This window comes from Desertivirga brevis, from assembly GCF_017355835.1.
Genome location: NZ_JAFEWF010000006.1, coordinates 38,535 through 65,259, shown reverse-complemented (window position 1 = coordinate 65,259; position 26,725 = coordinate 38,535). Strand labels below are relative to the sequence as shown.

Sequence of the window (26,725 nt, the reverse complement as noted above, 5' to 3'; positions counted from 1 at the left end):
AAATTGTACCCTTATCTTTTGTTGTGTATGATTATGCTCCACACATGAAAAAACATATACCTAATGCCATAACATGTTTGAACCTGCTGAGTGGCTGTTTGGGAATTGTTTTCGCCTTTAACTCTTCACTAATTGTTAAAGGATATGAAAACTTGATTTATGCAGCATATGCGATTTTGGCGGCGGCGGTTTTCGACTTCCTGGACGGAGCAGTCGCTCGTTTTTTGAAGGCATATTCGGATATTGGAAAAGAACTCGATTCTCTGGCTGATATGGTAAGTTTTGGGGTGTTACCGTCAGTTATCGTTTATCATCTATTTTTGAAGGGAGAACAAATTGAAGGCGTAAGCAATTACATCGGCTACTCCGCCTTTCTAATTGCTATTTTCTCGGCTCTGCGACTTGCAAAATTTAATGTAGACGAAAGACAAAGTGAGAACTTTATAGGCTTACCGACTCCGGCAAATGCTATGCTTATCGGTTCGTTACCCTTGATTATTGCTCATTCAAGTCCTTTTTGGAAGGCCTATATTTTAAACCCTTTTTTCCTTTTTATTTTCAGCTTGGGGATGAGCCTTTCCCTGGTTATGGAACTTCCACTTATTTCCCTTAAATTCAAGAACCTGAATTATAAGGAGAATATGCTGCGTTATGTCCTGGTCCTGGCATCAATCCTGGCTATCCTGATATTTAAATTCGCCGCAGTACCGATCATTATACTACTTTATATAGTATTATCAATCGTACAATTCAGGATAATCAGGTAAAGCTTCGGATGAAGGGGAATCTCCTATTGATCAAATTAATAAAAGGAGGCGTAGAATATTATCAAAAGAATAGAGGCGATTACAGTTTCGCCTCTAATTCTCTCTTGATCTTGTTCAGATTATCATACAGATCTTCACATCTTGCGTTTATATCTGCAAACATTCCGGGAATTTCAGAAACATTATCTTCAGTACGAGCTTTGCGCTCGATATCAGCCATAATGTCCTTTGCTTCTTCGATGCCCATAAAAGCAAGTGTAGGCTTGATTTTGTGCGCTACATCTCCTACCGATTTCCAGTCCTGGTTGGCAACAGCTTCAGACAATTGATCAAAGTAAAGAGGGGTTTGCTCAATGAAAATATCGATCATTTCTATCATGAATTCTTCGCTACCTCCCGCGATATCGCTCAGATAGGTCATGTCGATCTCAAAACCCTTATTATTTCCTTCAGCCATTATTATTAAAATTTATTTTTTGTACGTACAGTTGGTCACTAAGTTCCAAAGCTAGAGATTTTATTGATTTTTTTAATACAGGATGAATAAAGTCAGGTTGTACCTCTAACATTGGTTCTACTGCAAACCTTCTTAAATGAAAGTAAGGATGAGGAACTTTTAGATCCGCCTCGTCAATAACTTCATCCGAATAGAACAAGATATCAATATCTATTACCCTTGATCCCCATCTCTCAATTCTTTCCCTTCCAAGGATTTTCTCTATATCCAGAGCTGCTTTCAAAACCTCCCTGGCTTGAAGCTTTGTTACTAAAACTAATACTTGATTAAGATATTCAGGTTGCTCCTCTAATCCCCATGGCGCTGTTTCGTATAATGAAGATTTCTTCGTTATTGCTCCTATCTCTTGCGTTAGAAGAAGGGTAGCCTGATGCAGGAATTGTTCGCGATCTCCTATGTTGCTTCCCAGCAATAAATAAACTTCCTGCATAAACCTTATATCTCTTATATATGTTGTAACGTTTCAAAGATATCTATATCTAACGTATACTTGCACAAATAAATAAGTTCAGCGCGGATGAAAAGTTTTTTCAAAATGGCATTTGCCTCTATGGTTGGAGTGCTGTTTTCCTTCTTTGCCATATTACTTATCCTCATTTTAGTTGTCATTGCTGTCGCCTCTCAGGCTGATGAGGACGTTGAGGTTAAGGCCAACTCAGTTTTACATATTCCTTTGGATTATCCGATCGTTGAACGCGGCCATGATGACCCATTTAGCAAACTTGATATCAATGCTTTTGGAAGAAGTAAAAGTGTAGGATTAAATGATATTTTAGCTGCAATCAGAAGAGCTAAAACTGATGATAACATTAAAGGTATTTACCTTGACCTGAGCAGTCTGCAGGCAGGATATGCAACTGTAGAGGAAATAAGGAACGAGCTTTTGGATTTCAAAAAATCAAAAAAGTTCATTCTGGCGTACAGCGAAGTTTACACAAAGAACACTTACTACCTGGCTTCAGCAGCCGATAAAGTTTATCTGAATCCTGAGGGAATTGTAGAATTCACCGGTTTCAGTTCTCAGTTGATGTTCTTTAAGGGATCTTTGGAGAAGCTCGGAATAGAGCCGCAAATCATTAAGGTTGGAACTTATAAAAGCGCCGTTGAGCCATTTATACTTGATCGTATGAGCGAGCCCAACAGACAGCAGGTAACTTCCTTCCTGGGTTCATTGTATGATCATTATTTAAGTTCAATAGCAACAGCAAGGAAAATTCAAAAGGATTCTCTATTTGCAATGGCTGATCAACTAAAAGTAAGAAGTCCTAAGGATGCTGTAGCCTTCAAACTGGTGGATGCTTTGCGCTATAAAGACGAGGTACTTGACGAGCTGAAATCAAGGAGCGGAATAGAGAAAGATGAAGAGGTAAAATCTGTGACGCTGACCGATTATATTAAAAATGATACTGGTGAAGAGGGTGATTTTAGTACCAGGATTGCAGTAGTATACGCCTCGGGAGAAATTACAGGCGGAGAAGGAAACGACGAAACCATTGGTTCTGAAAAAATTTCCAAGGCTATTCGTAAAGCCAGAATGGACGATAAAGTAAAAGCCCTTGTTTTACGTGTTAATTCCCCTGGAGGAAGCGCTCTTGCTTCCGACGTAATATGGAGGGAAGTGGTTTTAACCAAGAAGGTTAAGCCTGTGGTTGTTTCAATGGGAGACCTTGCAGCTTCTGGAGGATACTATATCTCCTGTGCAGCAGATTCAATTTTCGCACAGCCAAATACTATTACAGGCTCTATAGGCGTATTCGGAATTATTCCGAACATGCAGAACTTCTTCAACGATAAGCTCGGAATTACCTTCGACGGAGTTAAAACTGGAACACATGCAGATCTTGGAACTGTTACCAGACCACTTACTCCGGAAGAGAAATTGATCATTCAAAACGAAGTGAACCGCATTTACGATTCCTTCACAAAACGCGTTGCAGAAGGTAGAAAGAAAACACAGCAGTATGTAAACGAGATTGGACAGGGACGTGTGTGGAGCGGCTCGGAGGCGCTAAAGATCGGCTTGGTAGACAAACTTGGCAATATCGATGACGCTGTACGATCTGCAGCTAAAATGGCCAAGATAACTGATTACAGAATTGTATCGTATCCAGTTCAAAAAGATGGTCTGAGTGCTTTGTTTGACAAGTCGGAGGATAAGCTGCGAGTATACTTCGCAAAAAAAGAACTTGGAGAACAATACGAATATTACGAGAAATTGAAGGCCACGATAAACCTAAAGGGTATTCAAGCGAGAATGCCATTTGATATCAGCCTTAAATAAATTGCATTACAAGCCCGGCAACCACTGCCGGGCTTTCTATTTTCCTTACTGCTTCGCTTTCTCATCCTTTCTTACTGAATATCTTTTTAACCTTTTCCATCCAGGGTTGACTTCCCGATTGCTTCTTCTTTTCCTCTCCTATCAAATACCCATAAGGTTTCAATTCCTCTATATTATCACATACTATTTTAAGCATGCCCAACAAAGGTATGGCCACTACGAGGCCAGCAATTCCCCAAACTAATTCTCCTAGTACCAAGGCTATTATTGTGAAAAGCGGATTAATATTAACTTCAGCTCCCACCACTAAAGGCTCTATAATATAGCTTTGAACAAATTGAACAACAAAATAAGTGATGATAACCCCCACTACTAGTCCAGCTCCGCCGCCTTGAGTTAAAGCCATCAATACAGTCAAGGCCGTACCTGTTAGATTGCCAACAAAAGGTATAATTTCAAGGATACCACATAAAATAGCAAAGAATATTGCGTTCTTAATTCCCGCGATGGAAAAGCCAATACCATAGAGGATCCATAACATAATGATCATCATGGTTAATCCTGAAAGATACTTGTAAGAAACAAGAGTAGTATCAAATACTACTTTCTCCGCCATCAACCTCTTGTCATCGGGAACAATTTTAAGCAGGAACTTCTTTAAATGGCTCCTTGAAATAAGAAATATGAAAATGTAAACTACAACCAGAATAAAGTCAACAGCGAAGCCAAGAGTATTAGAAACCACTTTGCTCATACTTCCTCCTGAGGATCCCGACGACTGCAACAGCTTCTTCTGCTCCTGCGCCGTTATGCCTAGTTTAGCCTGAATAAAACGCTGAACCTGGTGGATCATATCAGAAACCTTCCCTTGCATTTCGGAAAAGTCCTTTGCAATATCCGACATCTGCCAGATCAATAAAGCAACAATTCCGGCGAGGACACCGGCTAAAACTAAAAGGCCGAAGATGGCTGAAACTGGTCGGCTAAAGCCCTTCCCCTCGATACGCTTGCACAGTGGTAACAACAGCATGGCAATTATAGCGGCCAGGGTAAAAGGGAACAAAAACGGTTTTGCATAATATAGTCCCGCAAAAATTAAAGAGAATAAGAGAAGAACTTTAACCGCTTTGTTTAACATGCTTTAGATTTTTTATACAAGTGTGAATTCTTCAGAGAACACTAAAAGAAGATGAGATGTTTTTAAGCGGACATTGAGGGATATATGTATTTTTGAACCGATGGAAAATAAAACCATAGCGAGAACCCTGAGATTGTTTAGTCAACTAATGGAACTTCATGAAGAAAATCCATTTAAGGTAAAATCGCTGGCTACGGCTGCTTTCAAAGTAGATAAACTTCCCTTCTCTATAGCAAAGAAGAGTCCTGAAGAAATTGAGAAGATTGATGGTTTAGGAAAAAGCACAGCCTCCAAAGTAATCGAATTACTTCAAACTGGAACTATCCAGGAGATGGCCGATTTAATCAATGAAACGCCTGCAGGTGTGGTTGAGATAATGGGCATTAAGGGTGTTGGGCCGAAGAAAGTTCTTGTGATCTGGAAAGAACTTGGAATTGAGAGTATCGGTGAGCTTTACTATGCCTGTAATGAAAATCGCCTTATAGAAGCTAAAGGCTTTGGATTAAAAACGCAAGAAGAGATCAGGAAGGCAATCGAGTTTAAGGTAGCGAGTAATGGCAGATACTTGTACGCCCAGGTGGAAGAAGTTGCTGAGTTATTGATAAAAGAAGTAACCGGACTTGCTGGAGTTGATCAGCTTTCTTTTGTGGGAGATTACCGTAGAAGATGTGAAATTATTGATGGACTTGACTTTCTGATAGGCTCAGGAGATCCTTCTGGAATTATTTCCTCCATAGAGGAAATCTCTAGTTTAAAAGTCCTCGCAGAAAGTCCTGAAAAGCTAGAAACAGAGCACGAGACGGGAATAAAGGTTCTATTTAATTTTTGTAGTCCTGATACGTTTAGTTATAACCTTGCTTTATTAACAGGGACTGAAGGACATAATGCAGAATTGCTCAGCCGTCTTGATGGAAGTGACAAAAGTTTTGACACCGAGGAGCAATTGTATGCTAAAGCTGGTCTTCCTTATATTGAACCTGAACTAAGAGAAGGTATATTTGAATTTAACCTTGCTGCAGCAGGAAGAATGCCAGAACTGGTGGAGTGGAAAGATCTTAAAGGCAGTCTTCATAATCATAGTACCTGGAGCGACGGAGTGCACACTTTGGAGGAAATGGCTCTTTTTTGCAGGGATGAGCTCAAACTGCAATACTTGGGTATATCAGACCACTCGAAATCTGCTTTCTACGCTAAGGGCTTAACCGAAGAACGGGTTCGAGCACAGCACGAAGAAATAGACAAGCTTAATGCGAAAATTGAAAATTTCCAAATCTTTAAGGGCATTGAATCGGATATATTATTTGATGGTTCCTTAGATTACTCGGATGAGATTTTAGCCCGCTTCGATTTTGTTGTTGCATCTATTCACTCCGTATTTAAAATGAGCGAAGAAAAGGCAACCAGCCGACTGATTAAAGCTGTTGAAAATCCATTTACAACTATACTCGGTCACCCTACCGGAAGGATGTTACTAACGCGCAACGGATACCCGATTGACTATAAAAAGGTGATCGATGCTTGCGCTGCTAACGGAGTTATCATTGAAATAAATTCCAATCCTCTACGGCTCGACCTTGACTGGCGCTGGCATCAATACGCTCTTGAAAAAGGAGTGAAACTTTCGATAAATCCTGATGCGCACAGTAAGAAGGGGTTCTACGACACCCGATACGGTATTTTAGCAGCCCGAAAGGGAGGTGTTACTGCTGCAGATTGTTTAAATGCTTTGAACTCAACTGAGATATCATCTTACTTCAAACAAAAGAAAGGAATTTAAGAATTGAAGATTTTAATCATACGCTTTAGTTCCATTGGAGATATAGTACTTACCACACCGGTGATCCGTTGCGTTAAGCAGCAGTTACCTGGTTGTGAACTCCACTTTCTTAGTAAGCCTAATTTCAAAGCTGTATTAAGCAGCAATCCTTATATTGATAAACTTCACCTCCTGGAAAAGCCGTTAGCTAAGACCGTGGAGGAATTAAAGGCAGAAAATTTTGACTACGTCATTGATCTTCACAATAACCTTCGGACAAGACTTCTCAAGTTTAAACTTGGTGTCCGCTCTTCGGCCTTTAACAAACTGAATATTGAAAAGTGGCTTCTGGTCAACTTTAAGATCAACAAAATGCCAGATAAGCATATTGTTGACCGCTATCTTGAGGCTGCAGCTCCTCTTGGGGTTACAAATGATGGTAAAGGACTTGACTACTTTCTTGAAAAAGAACGAAATGTAGCAGAATTACTTCCGCCTTCACATATTAACTACGTTGCTTTTGTAACCGGCGCTCAACATGCCACGAAACGGCTTCCCATTCACAAGATCGTCGAAATTTGTCGTCTTATTGACAAGCCACTTGTGCTTCTCGGCGGGAAAGATGAAATGGAGCAAGGTGCAGAAATTGCCAGGGAAAGTGGCTCTCATGTATTTAATGGATGTGGAAAATTCTCCTTGGATGAGTCGGCTTTTTTAGTCAGAGAAGCAGAGACTGTTATCACTCATGATACAGGACTGATGCATATTGCAGCAGCCTTTAACAAGCGCATTATCTCTGTATGGGGCAACACTGTTCCCGAACTTGGAATGTATCCGTACAAAACAGATGAACAGAAGATTTTTGAAGTAAAAGGTCTAAAGTGCAGACCGTGTTCGAAGATCGGATATAAGAAATGCCCTTTAGGGCATTTTAAATGTATGAATGAACAGGATTCGAAGGGGATTGCAGAGTCGGTATAACAACAAGAAATACGCAACATTAGTGGTTGGCAGTCGCAAATGCGAAGCCAAAACTTACACAATTAAATCATGATAAACCTAAAGACGAGTATTCTAAGCCTTTGCTTCACAACAATATTTACCATTTCAGGAACAGCATTATTTGGGCAAGCTAAATTTGGACTTAAGGCAGGTGTGAATTTTGCAAAACAAAAAATTAGACCGGAACGAACTATTATCCCATCGTCGAACACTTCATTCAATTTGCAAGCCTTTGCAGACATCAAAATTTTGGAGGATATTTCAATCCGACCTGGGCTTAGTATCACAGGAAAAGGCAACAGGCTAAAACATATAGAATTTGTAAACGCCACCACAAACCTTATCTATTTAGAAATTCCACTTAATGCAGTTATTAAGCTTCCCATTAGAAGGCTGGGTAAATTTTATACTGGGGGAGGTTTATATACAGCATATGGACTAACAGGTAAAATTAAAGGAGAAGGGTTTGAAGTTGGCGTTTATGGTAACAATAATTTGTTTAATGAAAAAGGGCTTTATAATAGGCCTGACTTGGGATTAAATTTTTTAGGTGGATTTGAACTAAAAAATGGCCTTTTAGTAAACATCGAATATGAACTTGGCATGATTAATACATTTAGAAGTGATGCCGTTCAACCAGGCTTTACTGCCAAAAATAGAGCACTTTCAATTTCCCTAGGTGTTCTCCTATAATTTTTAGTGGTGTTAATTGGAACAGAACACCAGGATTTTAATTATTTCTTACCCGATTCAAATGGGGATGCAGAATCGGTATAAATTTGTATACTTGCAGCCGAAATAGAATCCTATCACAATGAATTTAATAACAAAATCTAGAGATTCAATTTGGAATTTCTTCTCCGAGGCCTAACCGTCTTGTTTCCCACATTGCTCACAATTAAATTAATTATCACATATCTTTTAAAAAATGAAAAAACTATTTTTCACAGCTATGATGCTGGTTGCAGGTTCAAGCCTATTCGCACAAACAAAGTTTGGACTTAAAGCGGGGGTGAATTTTGCGAACCAAGAATGGAGCGCAGAAGGCATGAGTTTATCACCGACCTCAAACACGTCATTCCATTTCTTTGGGTTCGCGGACTTAGGAGTTAGCGAAAGGATTTCTATCCAACCTGGTTTAGGTATATCAGGAAAAGGTTTTAAGGTAAAAGGAGACGAAGGTGGCACAGCAAATGCAATGTATTTGGAAATTCCTGTAAATGCAGTAGCAAAATTTCCTACAGGAAGTTTTGGCCACCTTTTTCTTGGCGCTGGGCCTTATGCAGCTGTAGGTATAGCTGGAAAAGCTAAAGCAGACGGAGAAGAGGCGGACTTCTTTGGAGATGATAGTGGATACAAAAGAGGAGATTTCGGTCTTAACTTCCTTGGAGGTATAGAATTGAATAACGGCCTTTTATTTAACGTTAATTACGGGCTCGGATTAGCAGACATTGCAAAGTCGGAAGAAGATCTTGAGGGATTAAAAATAAAGAATCGCGTCTTCTCAATTTCTGTCGGTTTCGCATTCTAACAAAACTTAATTTTAATAAACTTACAGCCCGGGAAACTTCCGGGCTATTTTTTTGCTTAAATATTTTATGAAGAAACTACTACTTATAAGACACGCAAAATCTGACTGGAACGACCCTAAGCTTTCTGACTTCGACAGGCCATTGAACAATAGAGGGCATAAAAACGCCCCGGAGATGGCTGAAAGGCTTTTGCAAAAGCATATTGTTCCTGAACATCTAGTTAGCAGTCCCGCTAAACGAGCATATACTACTGCTAAATACTTCGCAAAAACCTTCAATATAGACAAGGAACAGATTGAGAAAATTGAGGGCATATATGAGGCCAGTGCTAATGACCTGCTCAAAATTGTAAATCAGCTTGATAATACTAAGGACTTTATCGCTCTCTTCGGACATAATCCGGGCATTACCAATCTTGCTGTAGGTTTAAGTGGCTCTTATATTTCGAACATCCCTACCTGCGGTTTGATCCTCATTGAATTTCCCTTCGATGACTGGGCTATGATCAGCTATGATACCGGAAAGGAATTACTATATGATTTTCCCAAAAGTGGCGATGATTAAATAAGATAAGCAGAAGCAGATGAAAGAGCACTGAAGTTACAACAAATTAAATCATTGAAGTTCAAGAGAATGTTCTACGTAGAACGTGGAACATTTTGAAGAGTTGTATGCCTTTTACCTTTTCAAGCAAGCTTATACATTTTACCCGGAAGGCCTATTACTACCCCTTTCATCTCTAAACCAAGTAAGGCCACTACCAGTTTGCTCTGCGGCATTTGTGCATCTAGTGACAGTTCATCTATTCCAGCCATCTTCTTTGCAAAAAGAATCCTGGCAATCTTATCTTCATCCGGCTCCAGTGCCAGGTTCAAACTTAGTTGCTTGGGCGTTTCCGCTTCCTGCGTTGCAACCCAGCCCAAGAGGTACTCTACATCTTTAATCCCTGTTATCAAGTTTGCCCTGTTAGTTTTAATCAAATGATTGCAGCCCGCCGAGTATTCATGATTAACATCCCCCGGATAGGCAAAAACATCCCTGTTATAGGAATTAGCAAGATCTGCAGTGATTAGGGCTCCACCGGTCACACTTGCCTCCACGATTATGGTCGCATCTGCCATGCCCGCAACAATCCTGTTCCGCTTTGGAAAGTTCTCCCGGTCGGGATTGGTTTCAGATAGGAACTCTGTCAGTATCCCGCCACAAGCTACCATTTTTTCTGCCATGCTACGATGTTGAGCGGGATATATGCGATCCAACCCATGCCCTACTACTCCTACTGTCGGCACTTCATTTCTAAGACATTCCCGATGTGCAACTGCGTCAATCCCGTGTGCCAGTCCGCTTGTCACCACAACATCATGCTTCTTCAGGTCTTCAACAAGCTTTTGCGTCAGCTCTTTTCCATAAGACGTTGCCTTTCGTGTCCCAACAATACTGATGATCTTACTATGATTCAAATCAGCATTTCCTTTATAGTAGAGAAGAACAGGTGCATCATAACAATTCTTCAATCGCTGAGGGTATTCATCGTCTGTAATAAAGAATGTTTTGATCTTGTACCGCTCAATAAAGTCCATTTCTTTCTCGGCCCGCTTGAAAAACTCCTTCTGGAAGATATTATGGGCCGTCTTCTCGCCTATTCCGGGAATTGCAGTTAGCTGCGCTTTGCTGGCTGTGAACAGTTCTTCTACACTTCCAAAATGCTTTAATAATAGCTTAGAGTTAACAGATCCTACCCCCGGAATTAGAGTTAATGCGATTTGCTGTAATAGAGACATTAGGTTTGAAAAACAAAGATCCACAAAATAAACTATAGAAATAGTTTGCGGACTATTTCTATAGTTTATACCTTTATATACTCGAACTACTTTTATAGTTCGGTTAATTTCCAGCATGAAAGATAAGAGTAAAAATTCTATTAAAGAACTTACAAAAGCAGAAGAACAGGTAATGCGCATTCTATGGCGACTAAAAGAAGGCATCGTTAAAAATATTATAGAAGAGATGCCCGAACCAAAACCTGCCTACAACACCGTATCTACAGTGATACGTGTTTTAGAGACAAAAGGCTTTGTAAATCATAAAGTGTACGGAAGTTCTCACATTTACTATCCACTTATTGCAGAGAAGGATTATAAGACTTTCGCTTTCGATAAGATCTTCAGCAATTACTTCAATAATTCCTACAAACACCTCCTGTCCTTTCTAGTCGACGAGAAGGAGATCAGTGAGGATGAGATCAAAGAATTAACCCAACTTGTTGAGAAACTAAAAAAGAGATAGTTGACAGTAGGATAAAACAGGCATTTTAAGTACGTTACTGAGCAGGCAGATAAACGACGTACTTCGTTTCGAAAAAGTCTTCTTTAAAGTACTTCGACAAGGGGTACAGCTCGATATCTTTCAATTTAGACTCTTTCAGCTCCTGTTCCAGATCACCTCCTTTAAGGTAGAGTACACCATTGGGCAATTTGTTCAGTGGTTTTTTGTCGAACTTACCTCTTATCCAGGGATAAAAGTCCTTTAATTGCGTAACAGCTCTTGAAACAATGAAATTATACTTTTCATCGATCTGTTCGGCTCGCGCATGAGAAGCTTTAAGATTTTCGAGTCCCAAAGCTTTGGCAACTTCAGTAACCACCTTTATTTTTTTACCAATAGAATCAACAAGGTGAAAAGACGTTTCCGGAAATAAAATGGCTAATGGAATACCCGGGAAGCCGCCTCCTGTACCAACATCCATAACCTTTTCTCCTGGCTTGAATTCGATAACTTTGGCTATTCCAAGGGAATGCAGGATATGCCGAACGTACAGACTTTCTATATCCTTACGGGAAATAACGTTTATCTGGGAGTTCCAGAAAGTATATAGCTCTTCGAGCTTATTAAACTGATCTTTCTGTGTGTCAGTTAAATTTGGGAAATAATTAAAAATAATATCAGAAGTCACTTCCTGGGGCTTTCTTCCTGCGGTTAATAATGTTTGACAAAAGATCTCTTGCCCTGAATAACTGTGCTTTTACTGTTCCCAAAGGTAGATCTAGTTGCTGTGCAATTTCCTCGTACGACTGCTCATCGAAGTAACGCAACATGATCAGAGTCTTATAGCGCAAAGGTAGTTTATCTACGATTATCTTTAGCTGTTCTTGCTGTTGTTTTTTTATCGAGGTCTCTTCCGGGTTGAGTGTGTCTGATTTTATCTGTAGGGGCCTGTCATCTCCTTCATCATCAACCATGGAGTTGATCGACACCAGATTAATCCTCTTCTTCCTTATGAAATCTATACAGTTGTTGGTGGCGATCCGGAATAGCCAGGTACTGAATGCGAAATCGGGCTTGTATTTCTCAATATTCTCAAAGGCTTTCCCAAATGTTTCAACTGTTAGATCCATCGCGTCGTCCTTGTTGTTCACCATCTTCAACGCCATGAAATAAATTGAATCTTTGTACCGTTGCATTAGCTCGGCATACGCTTTTTGATCGCCTTCTTTAGCCCTTCCTACGAGATTGAAATCGTTTAACGCGTTAGCCGAAAAGTTCGGGTTTACTTCCATTTGATCTTCTTCTTAAATAAAGAAATTATGCTTAGGACGAGTATATAAAAATTATAAATCAAATCCAATGCCGGAAACCACCAAATCAAATCTTTACAATTAAGACGCTTAAAAACAGGAGTATAAATAATTATCTGCACCAAAAAGCGAATTAAAAAGAAGGAAAGTATTACGTACCATTGTGCATTTATCAGTACAAGTATCCCCAGAAGCAAATAAAATGCTAATGCTGATCCTGCCTGAAAAGAAAGCATACGCTTATGACTTGCTTTGTAAGCCTTACCCGCTCCCATATGTCTTATCTTCTGGGTAAAATAGGAAGAAAAAGAGGTTTTTGGCTCGGACCAGACTTGACTTTCAAGATCTATTTCTATAACAGTGTTCAGAGAAGTGGCGTTCTGATTGACGAACAAGTCGTCGTCGCCGGAAGGAATATGCATGTGAGAAGCGAACCCTTTTCCTCTAAAGAATAAAGACTTAGTATAAGCGAGGTTTCTGCCTACTCCCATATAAGGCTTGCCGGCAAGAGAAAAAGAGAGGTAATTAAGTGCTGTAAAAAAGGTTTCAAACCGTATTAATTTATTTAAAAAGCCTTTCTTGACCATATAAGGTGAGAAGCCAAGAACGATCTCCGTTGCCCCACCAAAATTCTCCTGCATCCTCCTTATCCAGTTGGGAGACGCAGGCTTGCAATCCGCATCGGTAAAAATGAGATGTTCATTGGAAGCAGCTTTTATACCTAAAGTAACAGCGAATTTCTTACCGTGCTTAAATCGGGTGTGCTCATTAATTGTCACAACTTTAAGATTCTTGTACTGCTGGGAGAAATCCCTCAACACCAGGTCTGACTCGTCGACCGAACAGTCGTTTACAACAACCACCTCAAAATCGGGATAGTCTTGTTCCAATACAAAAGGCAAATAGTTTCTGAGATTCTTTTCCTCATTGCGGGCACAAATAATTACAGAAACAGGAAGCGTACTATCAGGCTTCTCTGTTCGTTTGTAATTGCCAAGGCGCTTCTGTATAACCAGCAAAAAATAAAGCTGAACAAGGAAAGCAATTTGAAATAGAACGAAAATTATAAAGTAGAGATAATCAGCCAATGCTTAACTATTTAAAGAAAGTGCAAAGGTCTGTTTTTTACACAACATTTTACATATACAAAATATTTTAGAAGTTAAAGACCAGGCTATTTTGCTATTTTTGCAAGCTTAAAATGAAATTTAAATTACAGGCAACCGATAATTTATCAAAAGCCAGAGCCGGAGAGATCACTACTGATCACGGTACTATAAAAACCCCTATTTTCATGCCTGTTGGTACGGCTGGCTCTGTAAAAGCAGTGCATCAAAGGGAACTTAAGGAAGATATAAAGGCACAGATCATCTTAGGGAATACTTATCATTTATACCTTCGCCCCGGGTTAAACACTCTAGAGCAAGCCGGAGGCCTTCATAAATTTAACGGATGGGACAAACCGATCCTGACAGACAGCGGAGGCTATCAGGTATATTCCTTAACTGAAGTTAGAAAAATTAAAGAAGAAGGTGTTACTTTCAGATCGCACGTTGACGGATCTAAGCACCTATTCACTCCTGAGAACGTTATGGACATTCAGCGCATCATAGGGGCCGATATTATTATGGCCTTTGATGAATGTACTCCCTATCCATGCGATTACCGCTATGCGAGTAAGTCATTAGATATGACGCACCGCTGGCTGCAGCGTTGCTGCGACAGGTTCGACGCTACCGAGCCTAAGTATGGTTACTCCCAAACTCTTTTCCCAATTGTTCAGGGATCGGTATACAAAGATCTGCGGGAGAAGTCGGCGGAAGTGATAGCCTCCTTCAACCGCGAAGGAAATGCGATCGGTGGACTATCAGTTGGGGAGCCCGCAGAGGAAATGTACGCAATGACTGAAATTGTTTGTAACATACTTCCTCACGAAAAGCCACGTTACCTAATGGGAGTAGGTACACCTGTTAATATCCTTGAGAACATTGCCCTTGGTATCGATATGTTCGATTGCGTTATGCCTACCCGTAATGCAAGGAATGGTATGCTATTCACAAAGCAGGGCATAATCAATATCCGGAATGAAAAATGGAAGAATGACTTCTCTCCTATTGATGCAGATAGCGACTTGTTTTCCGATTTAACCTATTCCAAAGCCTATTTGAGGCATTTGATGATAGCAAAAGAAATATTGGGGGCTCAGATTGCCACGCTTCATAACTTACATTTTTATCTTTGGCTGGTAGGAGAAGCGAGAGAAAAGATAATAACTGGAGAGTTCTACGAATGGAAGAACAAAATGGTAAAGCAGCTTGCCCAGCGACTATAACGTTATGCTGAACAGATATATAAAGCTTATTGACTGGTATATTATCAGGAAGTATTTAGGTACATTCTTTTTCACCATGGTTATTTTCTCTGTGGTGATAGTGATTTTTGATGTATCGGAAAAGCTTGATGATTTTTTGAAACACGAAGCTCCGTTGTCGAAGATCATCTTCCAGTACTATGCGGGCTTCATTCCCTTCTACCTGAATTTCCTTTCTCCGCTTATTAACTTTATCGCCGTAATCTTTTTTACCGCGAAAATGGCTGATCAAACAGAGATAGTTCCCATTCTTTGCGGTGGTGTAAGCTTTAACCGCTTCCTCTGGCCATACTTCGTATCTTCCTTTATCATATTCTTCATTACACTGGTTTTTAATCTCTTTATCATCCCTGAAACAAACCAGCTAAAGATTGACTTCGAGAACAAGTACATCAATCCTAAGAGCGAAAACAACAAGATGTATACGCACATGCAACTTGACAAGAATACCTATATCTACATTGAAAACTTCGATAACAATCAGAAAATAGGCTACAAGTTTTCTCTCGAAAAATTTAAAGGAGATTCTCTTGTAGAGAAAACAATGGCTGAGCGCATAGTGTGGGACTCTTTAAAGAGAAAATGGCACCTGGAAACATACTCTGTGCGTAAGATCAATGACCTAAAGGAGTCTATGACATATGGCGAGAAAAAACAGGTAGATATTGACGTTAAGCCGGTCGACTTTGAACTATTTGACAATATCTATGAAGCTATGGATATGAAGCAGCTAAACACAAGGATTGAGCAGGAAAAAATCCGCGGTACGGGAATTATGGAGATTCTACAGCTTGAGAAATACAAGCGCTACGTATATCCGCTGTCCTCCTTCGTGCTTACACTGATGGGTGTCTCTTTATCGTCAAGGAAGGTTAGAGGAGGGATAGGATTACCTCTAGGTATCGGCATCTTTTTAAGCTTTGCTTATATCCTTTTTATACAATTCTCAACAATGTTTTCCCTGAAAGGGGGACTTCCTCCTATTATCGCCGTATTCATTCCAAATACTATTTTCGGCATCCTCGGCTTTTATCTTCTGGCTAAAGCGCCTAAATAATAATGACATATTTACGATCTGCAATGCAGCGCAACAAGAGTTTGTTGACGCTGCATTTTACTGTTTTTATATGGGGTTTCACGGGCATCCTGGGGGCTCTTATTTCAATACCGGCAACCTATCTGGTGTGGTACCGCGTACTCATTGCCTTCCTGAGTATCTATATCTGGTTTAGGATAAAAAGGACATCATTAAAAGTGGATCAAAGTAGCTTCGTAAAGCTGTTTCTTACCGGATTAATTCTGGGTGGGCATTGGATCCTATTCTTCTATTCAATAAAGATATCAACGGTATCAGTAACGCTTGTCAGCCTCTCTTCTATAACACTATTCACATCCATTTTGGAACCATTAATTAACAGATCCAGAATAGCAAAACTGGAGGTACTTATAGGCTGTTTTATTATTGGGGGAATATACCTGATATTCAAATTTGAACACCAATATACGTTAGGAATCCTAACGGGATTGGCGAGTGCCCTTTCTGCAAGCGTATTTTCTATAATCAACTCAAAGCAGGTTAAAACCATTCAACCAGCTATTATAAGTTTCTATGAACTTTTTGGCGCATGGTGCTGGCTTACATTATATTTTCTATTTACGGGAGGCTTCAATAGCTCAATGCTTTTAAACGAAAAAGACCTATTCTTCCTCCTCGTTCTTGGTATATTATGTACTGCAGTTGCCTATGTGGCAGGGGTATCAGTAATGAAAGAACTGTCAGCTTTCAGGGTAGCACTGATAACAAACCTCGAACCTATCTATGGCATAATCATAGCGTTTTTAATTTTCGGTAAAAAGGAACAAATGAGCACTGGTTTCTATGCAGGTACTGTCCTAATAATAGGCTCCATCTTTCTGTATCCATACCTAAGAAAGCAATTGAGAAAATAAGGTTCATTCAACCATCCTGAAACGTAAAACATTATTATTCGATTAACAAAAGCAATTCCCAAAGACGAAAGGAAGAAAAGAGTTACACTACATATTACATGTCCTAAAGGCCTATTTGATCATCTCAAATAGGCCTTTCCATTACCATTTAATCTAGCTTTGAACAACTAAGATATCGAAAAATAAAAAGGGACATGAAAGCTCAAGGAGTTGCAAAAGCCATAACTTGCCATACACTAATGACGGCGTTAGACCGTAGGAAATATCAAACTAACTAATGCGCAGTGCGAAGCAAAATACAGCAATAGACGACCTAGATCTGTTAGTCAAAAAATCCTTGGTATAGGCCGGAGGTACAAACAAAAAAACAGTACTATTAGAAGTGAATCAGAGTAAATACAAGACAAATAAAATCGCCTAAAATCAACTACTCTCAGAATAAATGTTCGCTTAAATGACCGAAAATCTCAGGAACATACCAACTAATATTAGATAAGTAAACGATAAGAAAAAGCAACCAAAAGCATCATCACTCTCCAAATAAATAACACGAGATACACCACTATGATAAGACGGAAAACTATATCAAAATCTCGAGATGTAAAGACCATCTAACGCACCAAAAATCGCGAATCGTTACTTAAATTACAGCTCAAAAAAGAAAGCACAAGTTGTAATATAAAGGAATAAAAATACCATAATACAACCTTCATTTACATAAAAAAAGCCAGACTAAAAGTCAGGTTTCCATCAAAAATAGAGTCATACAATCAAATAAAAATATACTATTAAAAGCCTAAATTAGGGCCTATGACTTTAACAAAAACTACCACTAATTCAACTTCGTTTCCCAAACAACATATGCTTTCCTTGGATAAATTTAGTCGCTAATAATATCAACCAAAACATTCTTTAGAATTAAGAACAAAAGACATTTCAACAAATAAAAGAAGCAGAAAAAACATTAAGTAACAGAATTAGTATTTATATTAGAATACGCTAAAGAAGAAGCTGTTTATGAGATAAAAATCCTCAACACTCTACTTTAAGCCACCTAAAACAATACTTTAACTCGGTACAAATCATAAGATTAGCTATAATAATTAAAAGTAAATAGTTAGATAAAGACTTCAAAGAGAAATAAGAATTACTAATATATTTAGCAAAACATTAATTCGCCTATATAAATGGTAAATAAGAGATTATTAATCAGCCTACTTACAGCATTCATTTCAATAAACCCTTCTTCAACTACTTTTTCTCAAGTCTTTTCCGCGGATCAGAACCCTCCTTCGCTAAAATGGCGACAAATTAACACAGAAAACTTTCAGATCATTTACCCATTGGACATTGAGATTGAAGCACAAAGAATGGCTAACACATTCGAAGGTATAATCTCCAGAGTGAGCAAATCCTTAAACAAAAAACCAAAGAAAATAAGCATTATTCTACAGAACCAAGGCACAACTTCGAATGGTTTTGTACAACTAGCTCCAAGACGATCCGAGTTCTATACAATGCCCTCACAAGGGTTCGATTTCCAAAATTGGTTGAACAGTTTGGCAGTACATGAACTTCGGCACATAGTACAATTTGACAAACTCACGGGAAGGTACAATTCACCAGTTTTCGAGACACTTGCATTAGCTGTTTTTGGAATAAACTTACCACCTTGGTTTTACGAGGGAGACGCTGTAAATATCGAAACATCCTTAACAAAAGCCGGCCGGGGAAAACAGCCTGAATGGCCCATATACCTTCGATCTAATCTGTTAAACAAAAGAAACTTTAGCTATTCAAAAAACTATTTTGGTTCGTACAAAGATTTCACACCCGGCTACTATCAGCTAGGACATTTTATGAATTCAAAACTAAGACGGAACAAGGGAGGTGGAATTATGGATAGCCTGTTTTCCCGTATGGCCTCCTTCCCTATTCGCCCCTATAACCTTAGTAACTCGATTAAAAAATACACAGGTCTCACAACAAAAAAACTGCACGACTCAACTATGTCTGAGCTCAGAGATCTATGGCAGGATCAGGTTAATAAAAACAACTCGAATACATATTCCTCATTAAATAAAAGAACAGATGAAGTTCCATCTCATTTTCATTTTCCCACTGCTCTTGAAAACGGGAAAATTTTGTTTCTAAAGGAAAGCAAAGCCGAGACTCCGTCTTTTTATATAATGGATAAAACTGGAAAATCAGAAAAGGTTTTTAGAATAGGATATCAGGAAAATATCTGGTTTAACTACAGCTCAGGAAAGGTCGTGTGGGACGAGACCAGAACGTCATCCAGATACCAACAGCAGTCCTTCAACGTCATTAATATTTACGACATAAAAACGAGAAAAGCGAAACAACTAACACATCGCTCAAGAATGTTTGCTCCTGCCATTTCTCCCCAGACAGATGTTATCGCAGCAGTAGATATATCGTATTCCAATCGTATCTCTATTGTAGAGTTGGACGTCCAATCGGGTAAAGAAATAAAACGATATTCTAGTCCTCAAAACTACATGTTACAGATGCCGTCCTTCAATTCGTCAGGAGACAAACTTGTGATGGTAGGTATCGCAACTGCTGGAAAGACCCTCTTTGAGCTAGATAGAAAAACAGGAGTCTTCCGGCAATTGATCCCCCTACAATTGCAAGAGATACTAAAACCAATTTACGTAAATGAGCAGATCGTTTTTAAGGCACATTTCAACGGATTAGATAATTTGTACCGCTTAGATACGAATGGCGAAATCTACCAAATAACCTCGTCCAGACTTGGAGCCTTTAATCCATCTTTTGATACCCAGAGGCAGCGGCTTTTATTTAACAATTTTATTTACAAAGGACACGATATTTCTGCACTCGACTGGAACCCGAAAATGGGAGAGAACATTAAGAAAGTAGAAAATACCTTTGTTGATTATTCCAGGCCTATATATTACCAGGAAGGAGAAGATGATGTATTCGACAGCATCCCTGACAAAAGATTCAGCTCGAAACACTACTCCGATCTTCAGCTTAAAAACTTGTTCTATTTCCATAGCATTTATCCGCTTGCGGGTGACGGAATCACAGGACTGGAACTGCGGTCTGATAATAAATTAAATACAGTTGGTGTTTATGGGGATTACCAATATAACTCCAATTTAAAGAAGAGTGAATACGGTGCGGGAATCGAATTTAAAAAGTATTATCCTGTTCTTTCCATTGACTACACTAACTCTGCTGGCTTTATTTATCGAAAGGGAGAAACTACACCTGTTACCTGGCGGGAACATGAAATCAAAGGAGAGGTAACAATCCCCTTCAACTTCAATAGATTTAATTATGGGTACAGTGCAGGGTTTAGAACCGGGACCAGCTACTCCCGGAAGTATCATATTGATCGTCCCTTCCAAGCATTGCCAACAGAGATAAAATTCCCGATGCACTATCAGTTTTATGCAAGAAGAACCAGTATAAGAAGCTCAAGAGATCTCGCTCCAAAATGGGCCCAGAGTATTACTTTGGATTACCGGCATTTTCCATTCGAGAACTTTTTCAAAGGAGATCTTTTTACCTTCAAAAGCTCATTCTTTTTCCCAGGGTTGTTCAGAAATCATTCTTTTCAGGCAGCCTTCAACTGGCAGAAATCAAATGGCGATTACAACAACACGATCGACATTCAAAGAATTAGAGGATTCGGTTTTTCAAGAACATCAAGCCGGCCCGACAACACCCTTCTTCTCAACTATCGATTTCCAATCTTCTACCCCGACTGGGAGCTCGGTCCCCTAGCCTATATAAAAAGAATTAAAGGTGGATTTTTCTCAGACTTCCAGGATGTGAAACGAGGAAACGAATTCGTCCCGAAATCTTTTGGAATGGAATTAAGAGCTGATATGAACTTACTAAGATTTTATCTTCCCAATTTCGATATTGGCGAAAGAATTATTTTTTTGAATGAGAAACCTAATCAAAATCCTATATTCGAATTCATGGCGACTTATAGTTTTTAAAGATGAGGGCAAAGACGGTTTTCATAATTATAATTACAGCTGCAGTCACTGCTATTCTGGTAAATAACACCGATGATATGAACCTTTGGCTTTTTGGAGAACACAAGTTTCCGAAGCTGGGGGTACTTGGTTCAATGCTTGCTGCAGGGTTTATTCTGGGACTTATAGTAAGATCTGGATCTTCACGTAAAGCTTCAAAACATGATGCAGAAGAAACTTATAGGGATGAGGTGGACGAAGACGAAACAGCTCCTTATCTAAAAAAGACTTCCACCCTTAGTGAGGAAGACCGGGATTATATTAGCTAATGAGGATTGGACGGTAGCCTGCCAGGCCATACCGTCCAGACACCTTGTCAAATATTATAGAATACCTGATTACCTATCTCTAATTCAGGTAAGGAAATTTCTTCTTTAAAAATTCCATAAACAGAAGCTCCACTGCCGCTCATTGACGAATACAGCGCTCCTGCTTCATACAAGGCTGACTTTACACCTCGTATTGAAGGGTGGTTATTGAATATTGATGCTTCGAAATCATTCTTGATGTGATACTTCCACTCCCCTACCGGTAGTTCTATCAGTTCCTTTAATGATCTTTCAGGGCTCTGCGGTTTTACACCCCGGTAGGCCTCTCCGGTTGAAACATGGACAGGGGGCATTACTAGAACCAGATAGTAGGATTTAAGAGATAAAAGAACTTCCTCAAATTCATCACCTTTGCCAAAAGCAAAGACAGGTTCGTTTTTGATAAAGAAAGCGCAGTCGGCCCCCAATTGCCTCGCATAGGCTTGCATCTTCTCTAAGCTTAAACCCAGCTCGAACTTCTCATTCATTAAACGAATAAAAAAAGCGGCATCAGCAGAACCACCACCTAGTCCCGCGCCAATAGGGATTCCTTTATGCAGATGCATCCCAACAGAAGGAATATCAAAATCATTTTTTAATAAATGCCAGGCCTTAAGACAGAGATTTTCATTAGCATGGCCAGGAATTTCAATCCCCGTGGCGGTAAAACTTAATTCCTCAGATTGAATTACCTCCAGAGCATCCTTTATCTGGATCGGGTAAAAAACGGTTTCGAGATTATGGTAACCATCGGTTCGTCTATTTAGTATATTGAGACCTATGTTAATCTTAGCGTTGGGGAAAACTATCATCTAATACAGAAATGTTATATCAATTTTTCGCAGGACCGTAAAAATACATTTTCTTTGTGGGATAAGGTAAACCACCTGGGAGTAAAAGCAAAAGCTGCAGGCATGGGCTGAGGAAAAAAAATGAAACAATATCTTGATTTAATGAAGCACGTGCTGGAAAACGGCACACAAAAACATGACAGGACCGGTACCGGAACAATAAGCGTTTTTGGATATCAAATGCGTTTTAATCTGGAGGAAGGCTTTCCTCTAGTAACTACAAAGAAACTGCACCTGCGTTCCATTATTCACGAACTGATCTGGTTCCTGAAGGGCGACACTAATATAAAATACCTTAAAGACAATGGCGTGAGCATTTGGGATGAATGGGCGGACGAGAACGGAGAACTTGGACCCGTGTACGGCTACCAGTGGAGGTCATGGCCTACCCCCGACGGCAGACATATAGACCAGATCACCCAGGTGATCAATCAGATCAGGAACAATCCGGATTCCAGGCGACTTATCGTTTCGGCATGGAATGTTGCTGATGTTGACAAAATGAAGCTTCCCCCCTGCCATAGCTTCTTCCAATTCTATGTTGCAGATGGAAAGCTAAGCTGCCAGCTATACCAAAGAAGTGCAGATATCTTTTTAGGTGTACCCTTCAATATTGCATCTTACGCTTTGCTGACCATGATGGTGGCGCAGGTATGCAATCTTAAACCAGGAGAATTTATCCATACCTTGGGTGATGCACATTTATACAACAATCACCTGGAGCAGACCCGGCTTCAACTAAGCAGAGACCCAAAACCCCTGCCTCTGATGAAACTGAATCCTGAAGTTAAAGAGATCTTCGATTTCAAGTTCGAGGATTTTACGTTGGAGAACTACGAACATCATCCTCATATCAAGGCTCCTGTTGCCGTCTAATCAGTTCTTAATTAAAATAAAATTAAATGATACTCTCGGCAGTAGTGGTGGTAGATGCCAATAACGGCATAGGAAAAGAAAATAAGCTCCTGGTACACTTCCCGGCAGACCTTAAGCGTTTTAAAAAGATAACGTCAGGGCACACGGTAATTATGGGTAGGAAGACCTATGAAAGCATGGAAAAAGCTCTTCCAAATCGACGAAATATCGTTATTAGCAGAAATCCTGGCTACACCCTCCAGGATGCAGAAACAGCCGATTCCCTTGATCAGGCAGTCAAACTTGCTGAAGGTGAGGAGGAGGTTTTTATAATTGGAGGTGCGGACATTTTCAGACAAGCGCTAACTATATTAAACAAGGTGTATTTAACCAAAATTGATAAGGCTTTTGAAGCAGACACTTTCTTTCCAGAATTAGATAATAATCAGTGGCAGGAGGTAGAGCGGGAAGATCATCAACCCGACGAAAAAACTGATTTCAGCTATTCCTTTTTAACCCTTAAAAAGGGCTAACGCAACCCCTGATATTTTCTGAATTAACAATTTTATAAAACAAAAATTTAGTTAGATTTGCCGTCTTATCAAAAAAAGGCTTATTAACAAATAAGATATTCTATAATTATTACTAAACTAAAATGCAAGGTAAAGGATTGATTAAATTCGTAGCTATAGCATTAACGATCGGGTGTTTATATGCCCTGTCGTTTACGTGGGTAGCTAACAAAGTTGAAAAAGATGCAAAGGAGTATGCAAAGGGGGATCCTGCCAGAGAAAGAGCCTATCTCGATTCTATGGCTACCCAGCCGGTGTATAACCTTGGCTTCACTAAATTCACTTATTCTAAAGTTAAAGAGAATGAGATTCCTCTAGGTTTGGACCTTGAGGGTGGTATGAACGTTACGATGGAGATCTCTTTAACCGAGTTGGTGAAGAATCTTTCCAATAACAATCCTGACCAGGCTTTCAACCAGGCGTTAAAAAACGCAACAGAAAGACAAAAGTCTTCGCAAACGGATTTCATTACCCTGTTCGGACAGGAGTATGAGAAGCTAAATCCAAACGGTAAGCTGGCTTCAATTTTTTCAACTAAAGAAAATGCTGCATTTATAAAGCCTGATGCAAGCAATGGGGATGTTCTATCTTTCTTGCAAAACCAAGCGAAAGATGCTATCGACAGGTCTTTCAATATCCTTCGTACCCGTATCGATAAGTTCGGAGTAACCTCTCCTAACATTCAGCAACAACAGGGAACAAACAGGATCTTAATTGAACTTCCAGGTGTTTCAAGTGTAGACATCCCACGTGTTCGTAAACTTCTTCAGGGATCTGCCAAATTGCAGTTCTGGGAAACCTACGAAAACGCAGAGATCTTCCCTTTGCTTGAGAACGTTAATAAAACAATCGCTGCTTCTCAAAAATCAGCTGATACTACAGCATCCGCTAAAGCTGCTACTGATACAGCAAGTGCAGGTGGAAAGCTTGCCAACCTTGGGAACAAGAAAGGTGCAGCAACTAAGGGAAAAGATTCGCTAAATGTTAATCAGGCTGAACAAGCAAGACAAAATCCACTGTTTGCGGTTCTAGCTCCTGCTACGTATCAGGCTGAAAACGGTCAGCAAGGTCTTCGCCCAGGTGCCGTTGTAGGATATGCAGCTCAAAAAGACACTGCAAAGATCAATTCATATTTCAATTCACCTGCGGTTCGTTCTATTGTACCTCCAAACGTTAGGTTACTATGGTCAGTTAAGCCGATCAGCGAAGAGACTAAAGTATTTGAGCTTTATGCTTTAAAAACATCTGGTTTCACCAATGGTCCTGCTCTTGAGGGAGACGTGATCAGTGATGCACGGGCAGATGTTGACCAGAGAGGTAACAACGAGGTGTTGATGTACATGAACTCTGTTGGAGCTTCTCAATGGGCTCGTATTACTCGTGACGCAGCGGGAGATCCTAACAACAAAGCAGACAACAAGGCTGTGGCGATTGTGCTGGATAACTATGTATACTCTGCTCCTACTGTCCAAAACGAAATTTCAGGCGGTAGTTCTTCTATAACTGGAAACTTTACACCTGAAGACACAAAAGACCTTGCCAACGTTCTTAAAGCTGGCCGTTTACCTGCTCCAGCGAAAATTGCAAGTGAGTATGTCGTAGGACCATCTTTAGGTTTAGAATCCATCAATAAAGGCTTGATCTCATCTATTGCAGGGGTTATTGTGATCCTTGTTTTCATGGCTCTATATTATAGTAAAGCTGGATGGGTGGCGAACATTGCCCTTTTGGTGAACCTTTTCTTCCTTATCGGAGTACTTGCATCACTAGGTGCCGTATTAACTTTACCTGGTATTGCCGGTATCGTTCTATCCCTGGGTATGTCGGTTGACGCTAACGTACTTATTTACGAACGCGTTCGTGAAGAGCTTGCCGAAGGTAAAGGAACTCGCCTAGCTATCGCTGAAGGATTCAGAAAAGCGATGTCTTCTATCCTTGACTCAAACATTACTACATTCTTAACCGGTGTAATCCTTTATATTTTTGGTAGCGGTCCTATTGTAGGATTCGCAACTACCCTTATGATCGGTATCCTTACTTCATTATTCGCGGCGATCTTCATCACCCGTTTAATTTTCGAATGGATGCTTTCCAAACAACAGGATATTAGCTTCTCTATCAAAGCAACTCAAAATCTTTTCAAAGATTCTAAGTTTGACTTTATTGCAGGTAGAAAGAAATTCTATATTTTCTCCAGCATAATCATTCTTGCTGGTTTAGTATCAATTTTCACTAGAGGTTTTAGTCTGGGGGTTGACTTCAAGGGCGGTCGCTCATACTTTGTTGAGTTTGATAAAACTGCAAAAGTAGGCGATGTTCGTAATGCATTAGAGGCTGAATTTGGCGTAGCTCCGGAGGTAAAAACTTACGGTTCTGCTAATGAGGTAAAGATTACAACGTCTTACCGCGTGGATGAGTCATCAGAGCAAGCTGAAGCTGAAGTAACCAAAAAACTGAACGATGGCTTGAAAAAGATCAGCCCGAACTATGAGATTAAAGATGCTCAGAAAGTAGGTCCTACTATTGCGCACGACATTAAAGTATCTGCGATCTATTCAGTAATTGCAACTATCGTAATTATCTTCCTGTATATTTTTGTTCGTTTCCGCAGATGGCAGTTCGGGGTTTCTGCAATCGTAGCATTAGCCCATGACGTTTTAGTGTTACTTGCATTATTCTCCTTACTAAACGGTATTGTTCCATTTTCATTAGATATTGATCAGGCGTTTATTGCTGCGATCCTTACCGTAATGGGATACTCGATCAATGATACAGTAGTAGTATTTGACCGTGTAAGAGAGTACATTGATCAGCATCATTCTAAAGACGAAGACATGCCAACAGTAATTAACAATGCCTTGAATAGTACCTTAAGCCGTACTGTTGTTACAGGTATCTGTGTAATTGCCGTATTGATCATCATCTTCATCTTTGGGGGAGAGATCCTTAGAGGCTTCTCATTCGCAATGTTAATCGGTGTTATTTTCGGTACTTATTCTTCTCTATTCGTAGCTACTCCTTTTGTGGTAGAGCTAATCAGGGAGAAAAAAGCGGCAAAAGCACCGGTATTAGAAAAACAATAAGGAAATTAAATTCAACAAGAAAGGCCTTTGCAAATGCAAAGGCCTTTTTTATTAACAGAAAAACCGTATTTTTGCAAAAAATATAACAAAAAGTAAATTTTGTTGAGAAGTTCACAACCTCACAACA

The 26,725-nt window shown here is 39.7% G+C and carries 24 protein-coding genes; 16 read left to right on the top strand and 8 right to left on the bottom strand.

What is annotated here, in order from left to right:
• The first annotated feature begins 44 nt into the window (after positions 1-44).
• Positions 45-767, top strand: a complete 723-nt coding sequence (gene pssA / locus J4N25_RS15505) for a CDP-diacylglycerol--serine O-phosphatidyltransferase (RefSeq protein WP_207422702.1) — start codon at positions 45-47, stop codon at positions 765-767.
• 79 nt (positions 768-846) lie between these two features.
• On the opposite strand, the gene J4N25_RS15500 is transcribed toward pssA, so the two are convergent.
• Together J4N25_RS15500 and folK are read right to left on the bottom strand one after the other, a co-directional pair.
• Complete coding sequence (locus J4N25_RS15500; RefSeq protein WP_207422701.1) at positions 847-1,224, bottom strand: Hpt domain-containing protein; 378 nt, start codon at positions 1,222-1,224, stop codon at positions 847-849.
• Positions 1,217-1,714, bottom strand: coding sequence for a 2-amino-4-hydroxy-6-hydroxymethyldihydropteridine diphosphokinase (folK, locus tag J4N25_RS15495; RefSeq protein WP_207422700.1), 498 nt, complete (start codon positions 1,712-1,714; stop codon positions 1,217-1,219). The genes J4N25_RS15500 and folK overlap by 8 nt, the downstream gene beginning before the upstream one ends.
• Before the next feature lie 87 nt (positions 1,715-1,801).
• Between folK and sppA the strand changes: the two genes are divergently transcribed.
• Positions 1,802-3,565, top strand: a complete 1,764-nt coding sequence (sppA, locus tag J4N25_RS15490; protein WP_207422699.1) for a signal peptide peptidase SppA — start codon at positions 1,802-1,804, stop codon at positions 3,563-3,565.
• Positions 3,566-3,626: 61 nt separating this feature from the next.
• Here the strand turns inward: sppA and J4N25_RS15485 are convergent, their stop codons facing one another.
• Positions 3,627-4,703 carry an AI-2E family transporter gene (locus J4N25_RS15485; RefSeq protein ID WP_207422698.1) on the bottom strand — a complete coding sequence of 359 codons (1,077 nt, stop codon included), beginning with the start codon at positions 4,701-4,703 and terminating at the stop codon, positions 3,627-3,629.
• Between the two features lie 100 nt (positions 4,704-4,803).
• Here J4N25_RS15485 and J4N25_RS15480 point away from each other — a divergent pair, with 100 nt between their 5' ends.
• From J4N25_RS15480 to J4N25_RS15460, 5 genes are all read left to right on the top strand, one after another.
• Complete coding sequence (locus J4N25_RS15480) at positions 4,804-6,480, top strand: DNA polymerase/3'-5' exonuclease PolX (RefSeq protein ID WP_207422697.1); 1,677 nt, start codon at positions 4,804-4,806, stop codon at positions 6,478-6,480.
• A 3-nt stretch (positions 6,481-6,483) separates the two neighbouring features.
• Complete coding sequence (locus J4N25_RS15475) at positions 6,484-7,440, top strand: glycosyltransferase family 9 protein (RefSeq protein ID WP_207422696.1); 957 nt, start codon at positions 6,484-6,486, stop codon at positions 7,438-7,440.
• A gap of 69 nt (positions 7,441-7,509) precedes the next feature.
• On the top strand, positions 7,510-8,154 hold the full coding sequence (locus tag J4N25_RS15470) for a porin family protein (protein ID WP_207422695.1): 645 nt from the start codon (positions 7,510-7,512) through the stop codon (positions 8,152-8,154).
• A 235-nt stretch (positions 8,155-8,389) separates the two neighbouring features.
• Complete coding sequence (locus J4N25_RS15465) at positions 8,390-8,992, top strand: outer membrane beta-barrel protein (protein ID WP_207422694.1); 603 nt, start codon at positions 8,390-8,392, stop codon at positions 8,990-8,992.
• A gap of 67 nt (positions 8,993-9,059) precedes the next feature.
• On the top strand, positions 9,060-9,557 hold the full coding sequence (locus J4N25_RS15460) for a SixA phosphatase family protein (RefSeq protein WP_207422693.1): 498 nt from the start codon (positions 9,060-9,062) through the stop codon (positions 9,555-9,557).
• Between the two features lie 122 nt (positions 9,558-9,679).
• On the opposite strand, the gene dprA is transcribed toward J4N25_RS15460, so the two are convergent.
• Positions 9,680-10,774, bottom strand: coding sequence for a DNA-processing protein DprA (gene dprA, locus J4N25_RS15455; protein ID WP_207422692.1), 1,095 nt, complete (start codon positions 10,772-10,774; stop codon positions 9,680-9,682).
• A 115-nt stretch (positions 10,775-10,889) separates the two neighbouring features.
• On the opposite strand from dprA, the gene J4N25_RS15450 reads away from it, so the two are divergent.
• Positions 10,890-11,279, top strand: coding sequence for a BlaI/MecI/CopY family transcriptional regulator (locus J4N25_RS15450; protein ID WP_207422691.1), 390 nt, complete (start codon positions 10,890-10,892; stop codon positions 11,277-11,279).
• Between the two features lie 34 nt (positions 11,280-11,313).
• Here J4N25_RS15450 and rsmG read toward each other — a convergent pair whose 3' ends face one another.
• From rsmG to J4N25_RS15435, 3 genes are read right to left on the bottom strand one after another with little or no spacing between them, the layout of a single operon-like run.
• Positions 11,314-11,946 carry a 16S rRNA (guanine(527)-N(7))-methyltransferase RsmG gene (gene rsmG / locus J4N25_RS15445; RefSeq protein ID WP_207422690.1) on the bottom strand — a complete coding sequence of 211 codons (633 nt, stop codon included), beginning with the start codon at positions 11,944-11,946 and terminating at the stop codon, positions 11,314-11,316.
• On the bottom strand, positions 11,936-12,550 hold the full coding sequence (locus tag J4N25_RS15440; RefSeq protein ID WP_207422689.1) for an RNA polymerase sigma factor: 615 nt from the start codon (positions 12,548-12,550) through the stop codon (positions 11,936-11,938). Before J4N25_RS15440 ends, rsmG begins: the two co-directional genes overlap by 11 nt.
• Entirely contained in the window at positions 12,541-13,656 is a 1,116-nt protein-coding gene (locus J4N25_RS15435) for a glycosyltransferase (RefSeq protein WP_207422688.1), read from the bottom strand. Before J4N25_RS15435 ends, J4N25_RS15440 begins: the two co-directional genes overlap by 10 nt.
• Positions 13,657-13,769: 113 nt before the next feature.
• Here J4N25_RS15435 and tgt point away from each other — a divergent pair, with 113 nt between their 5' ends.
• From tgt to J4N25_RS15410, 5 genes are all read left to right on the top strand, one after another.
• A complete protein-coding gene (gene tgt, locus J4N25_RS15430; protein ID WP_207422687.1) occupies positions 13,770-14,900 on the top strand; it encodes a tRNA guanosine(34) transglycosylase Tgt in 1,131 nt (376 codons plus the stop codon).
• Positions 14,901-14,904: 4 nt separating this feature from the next.
• Positions 14,905-15,996 carry an LptF/LptG family permease gene (locus J4N25_RS15425; protein ID WP_207422686.1) on the top strand — a complete coding sequence of 364 codons (1,092 nt, stop codon included), beginning with the start codon at positions 14,905-14,907 and terminating at the stop codon, positions 15,994-15,996.
• A gap of 2 nt (positions 15,997-15,998) precedes the next feature.
• Entirely contained in the window at positions 15,999-16,889 is an 891-nt protein-coding gene (locus tag J4N25_RS15420) for a DMT family transporter (protein ID WP_242695906.1), read from the top strand.
• A 1,370-nt stretch (positions 16,890-18,259) separates the two neighbouring features.
• A complete protein-coding gene (locus J4N25_RS15415; RefSeq protein ID WP_207422685.1) occupies positions 18,260-20,890 on the top strand; it encodes a TolB family protein in 2,631 nt (876 codons plus the stop codon).
• Between the two features lie 2 nt (positions 20,891-20,892).
• Positions 20,893-21,198, top strand: coding sequence for a hypothetical protein (locus J4N25_RS15410; protein WP_207422684.1), 306 nt, complete (start codon positions 20,893-20,895; stop codon positions 21,196-21,198).
• 47 nt (positions 21,199-21,245) lie between these two features.
• Here the strand turns inward: J4N25_RS15410 and ispE are convergent, their stop codons facing one another.
• Positions 21,246-22,049, bottom strand: a complete 804-nt coding sequence (gene ispE, locus J4N25_RS15405) for a 4-(cytidine 5'-diphospho)-2-C-methyl-D-erythritol kinase (RefSeq protein WP_207422683.1) — start codon at positions 22,047-22,049, stop codon at positions 21,246-21,248.
• A 120-nt stretch (positions 22,050-22,169) separates the two neighbouring features.
• Here ispE and J4N25_RS15400 point away from each other — a divergent pair, with 120 nt between their 5' ends.
• The 3 genes from J4N25_RS15400 to secDF all read left to right on the top strand — a co-directional run bounded on the left by J4N25_RS15400 (position 22,170) and on the right by secDF (position 26,598).
• Positions 22,170-22,964, top strand: a complete 795-nt coding sequence (locus tag J4N25_RS15400; RefSeq protein ID WP_207422682.1) for a thymidylate synthase — start codon at positions 22,170-22,172, stop codon at positions 22,962-22,964.
• Positions 22,965-22,990: 26 nt separating this feature from the next.
• Positions 22,991-23,476: a dihydrofolate reductase gene (locus tag J4N25_RS15395; protein ID WP_207422681.1), complete on the top strand. Its 486-nt coding sequence runs from the start codon at positions 22,991-22,993 to the stop codon at positions 23,474-23,476.
• Between the two features lie 122 nt (positions 23,477-23,598).
• Entirely contained in the window at positions 23,599-26,598 is a 3,000-nt protein-coding gene (secDF, locus tag J4N25_RS15390) for a protein translocase subunit SecDF (RefSeq protein WP_207422680.1), read from the top strand.
• Positions 26,599-26,725: the final 127 nt, after the last annotated feature.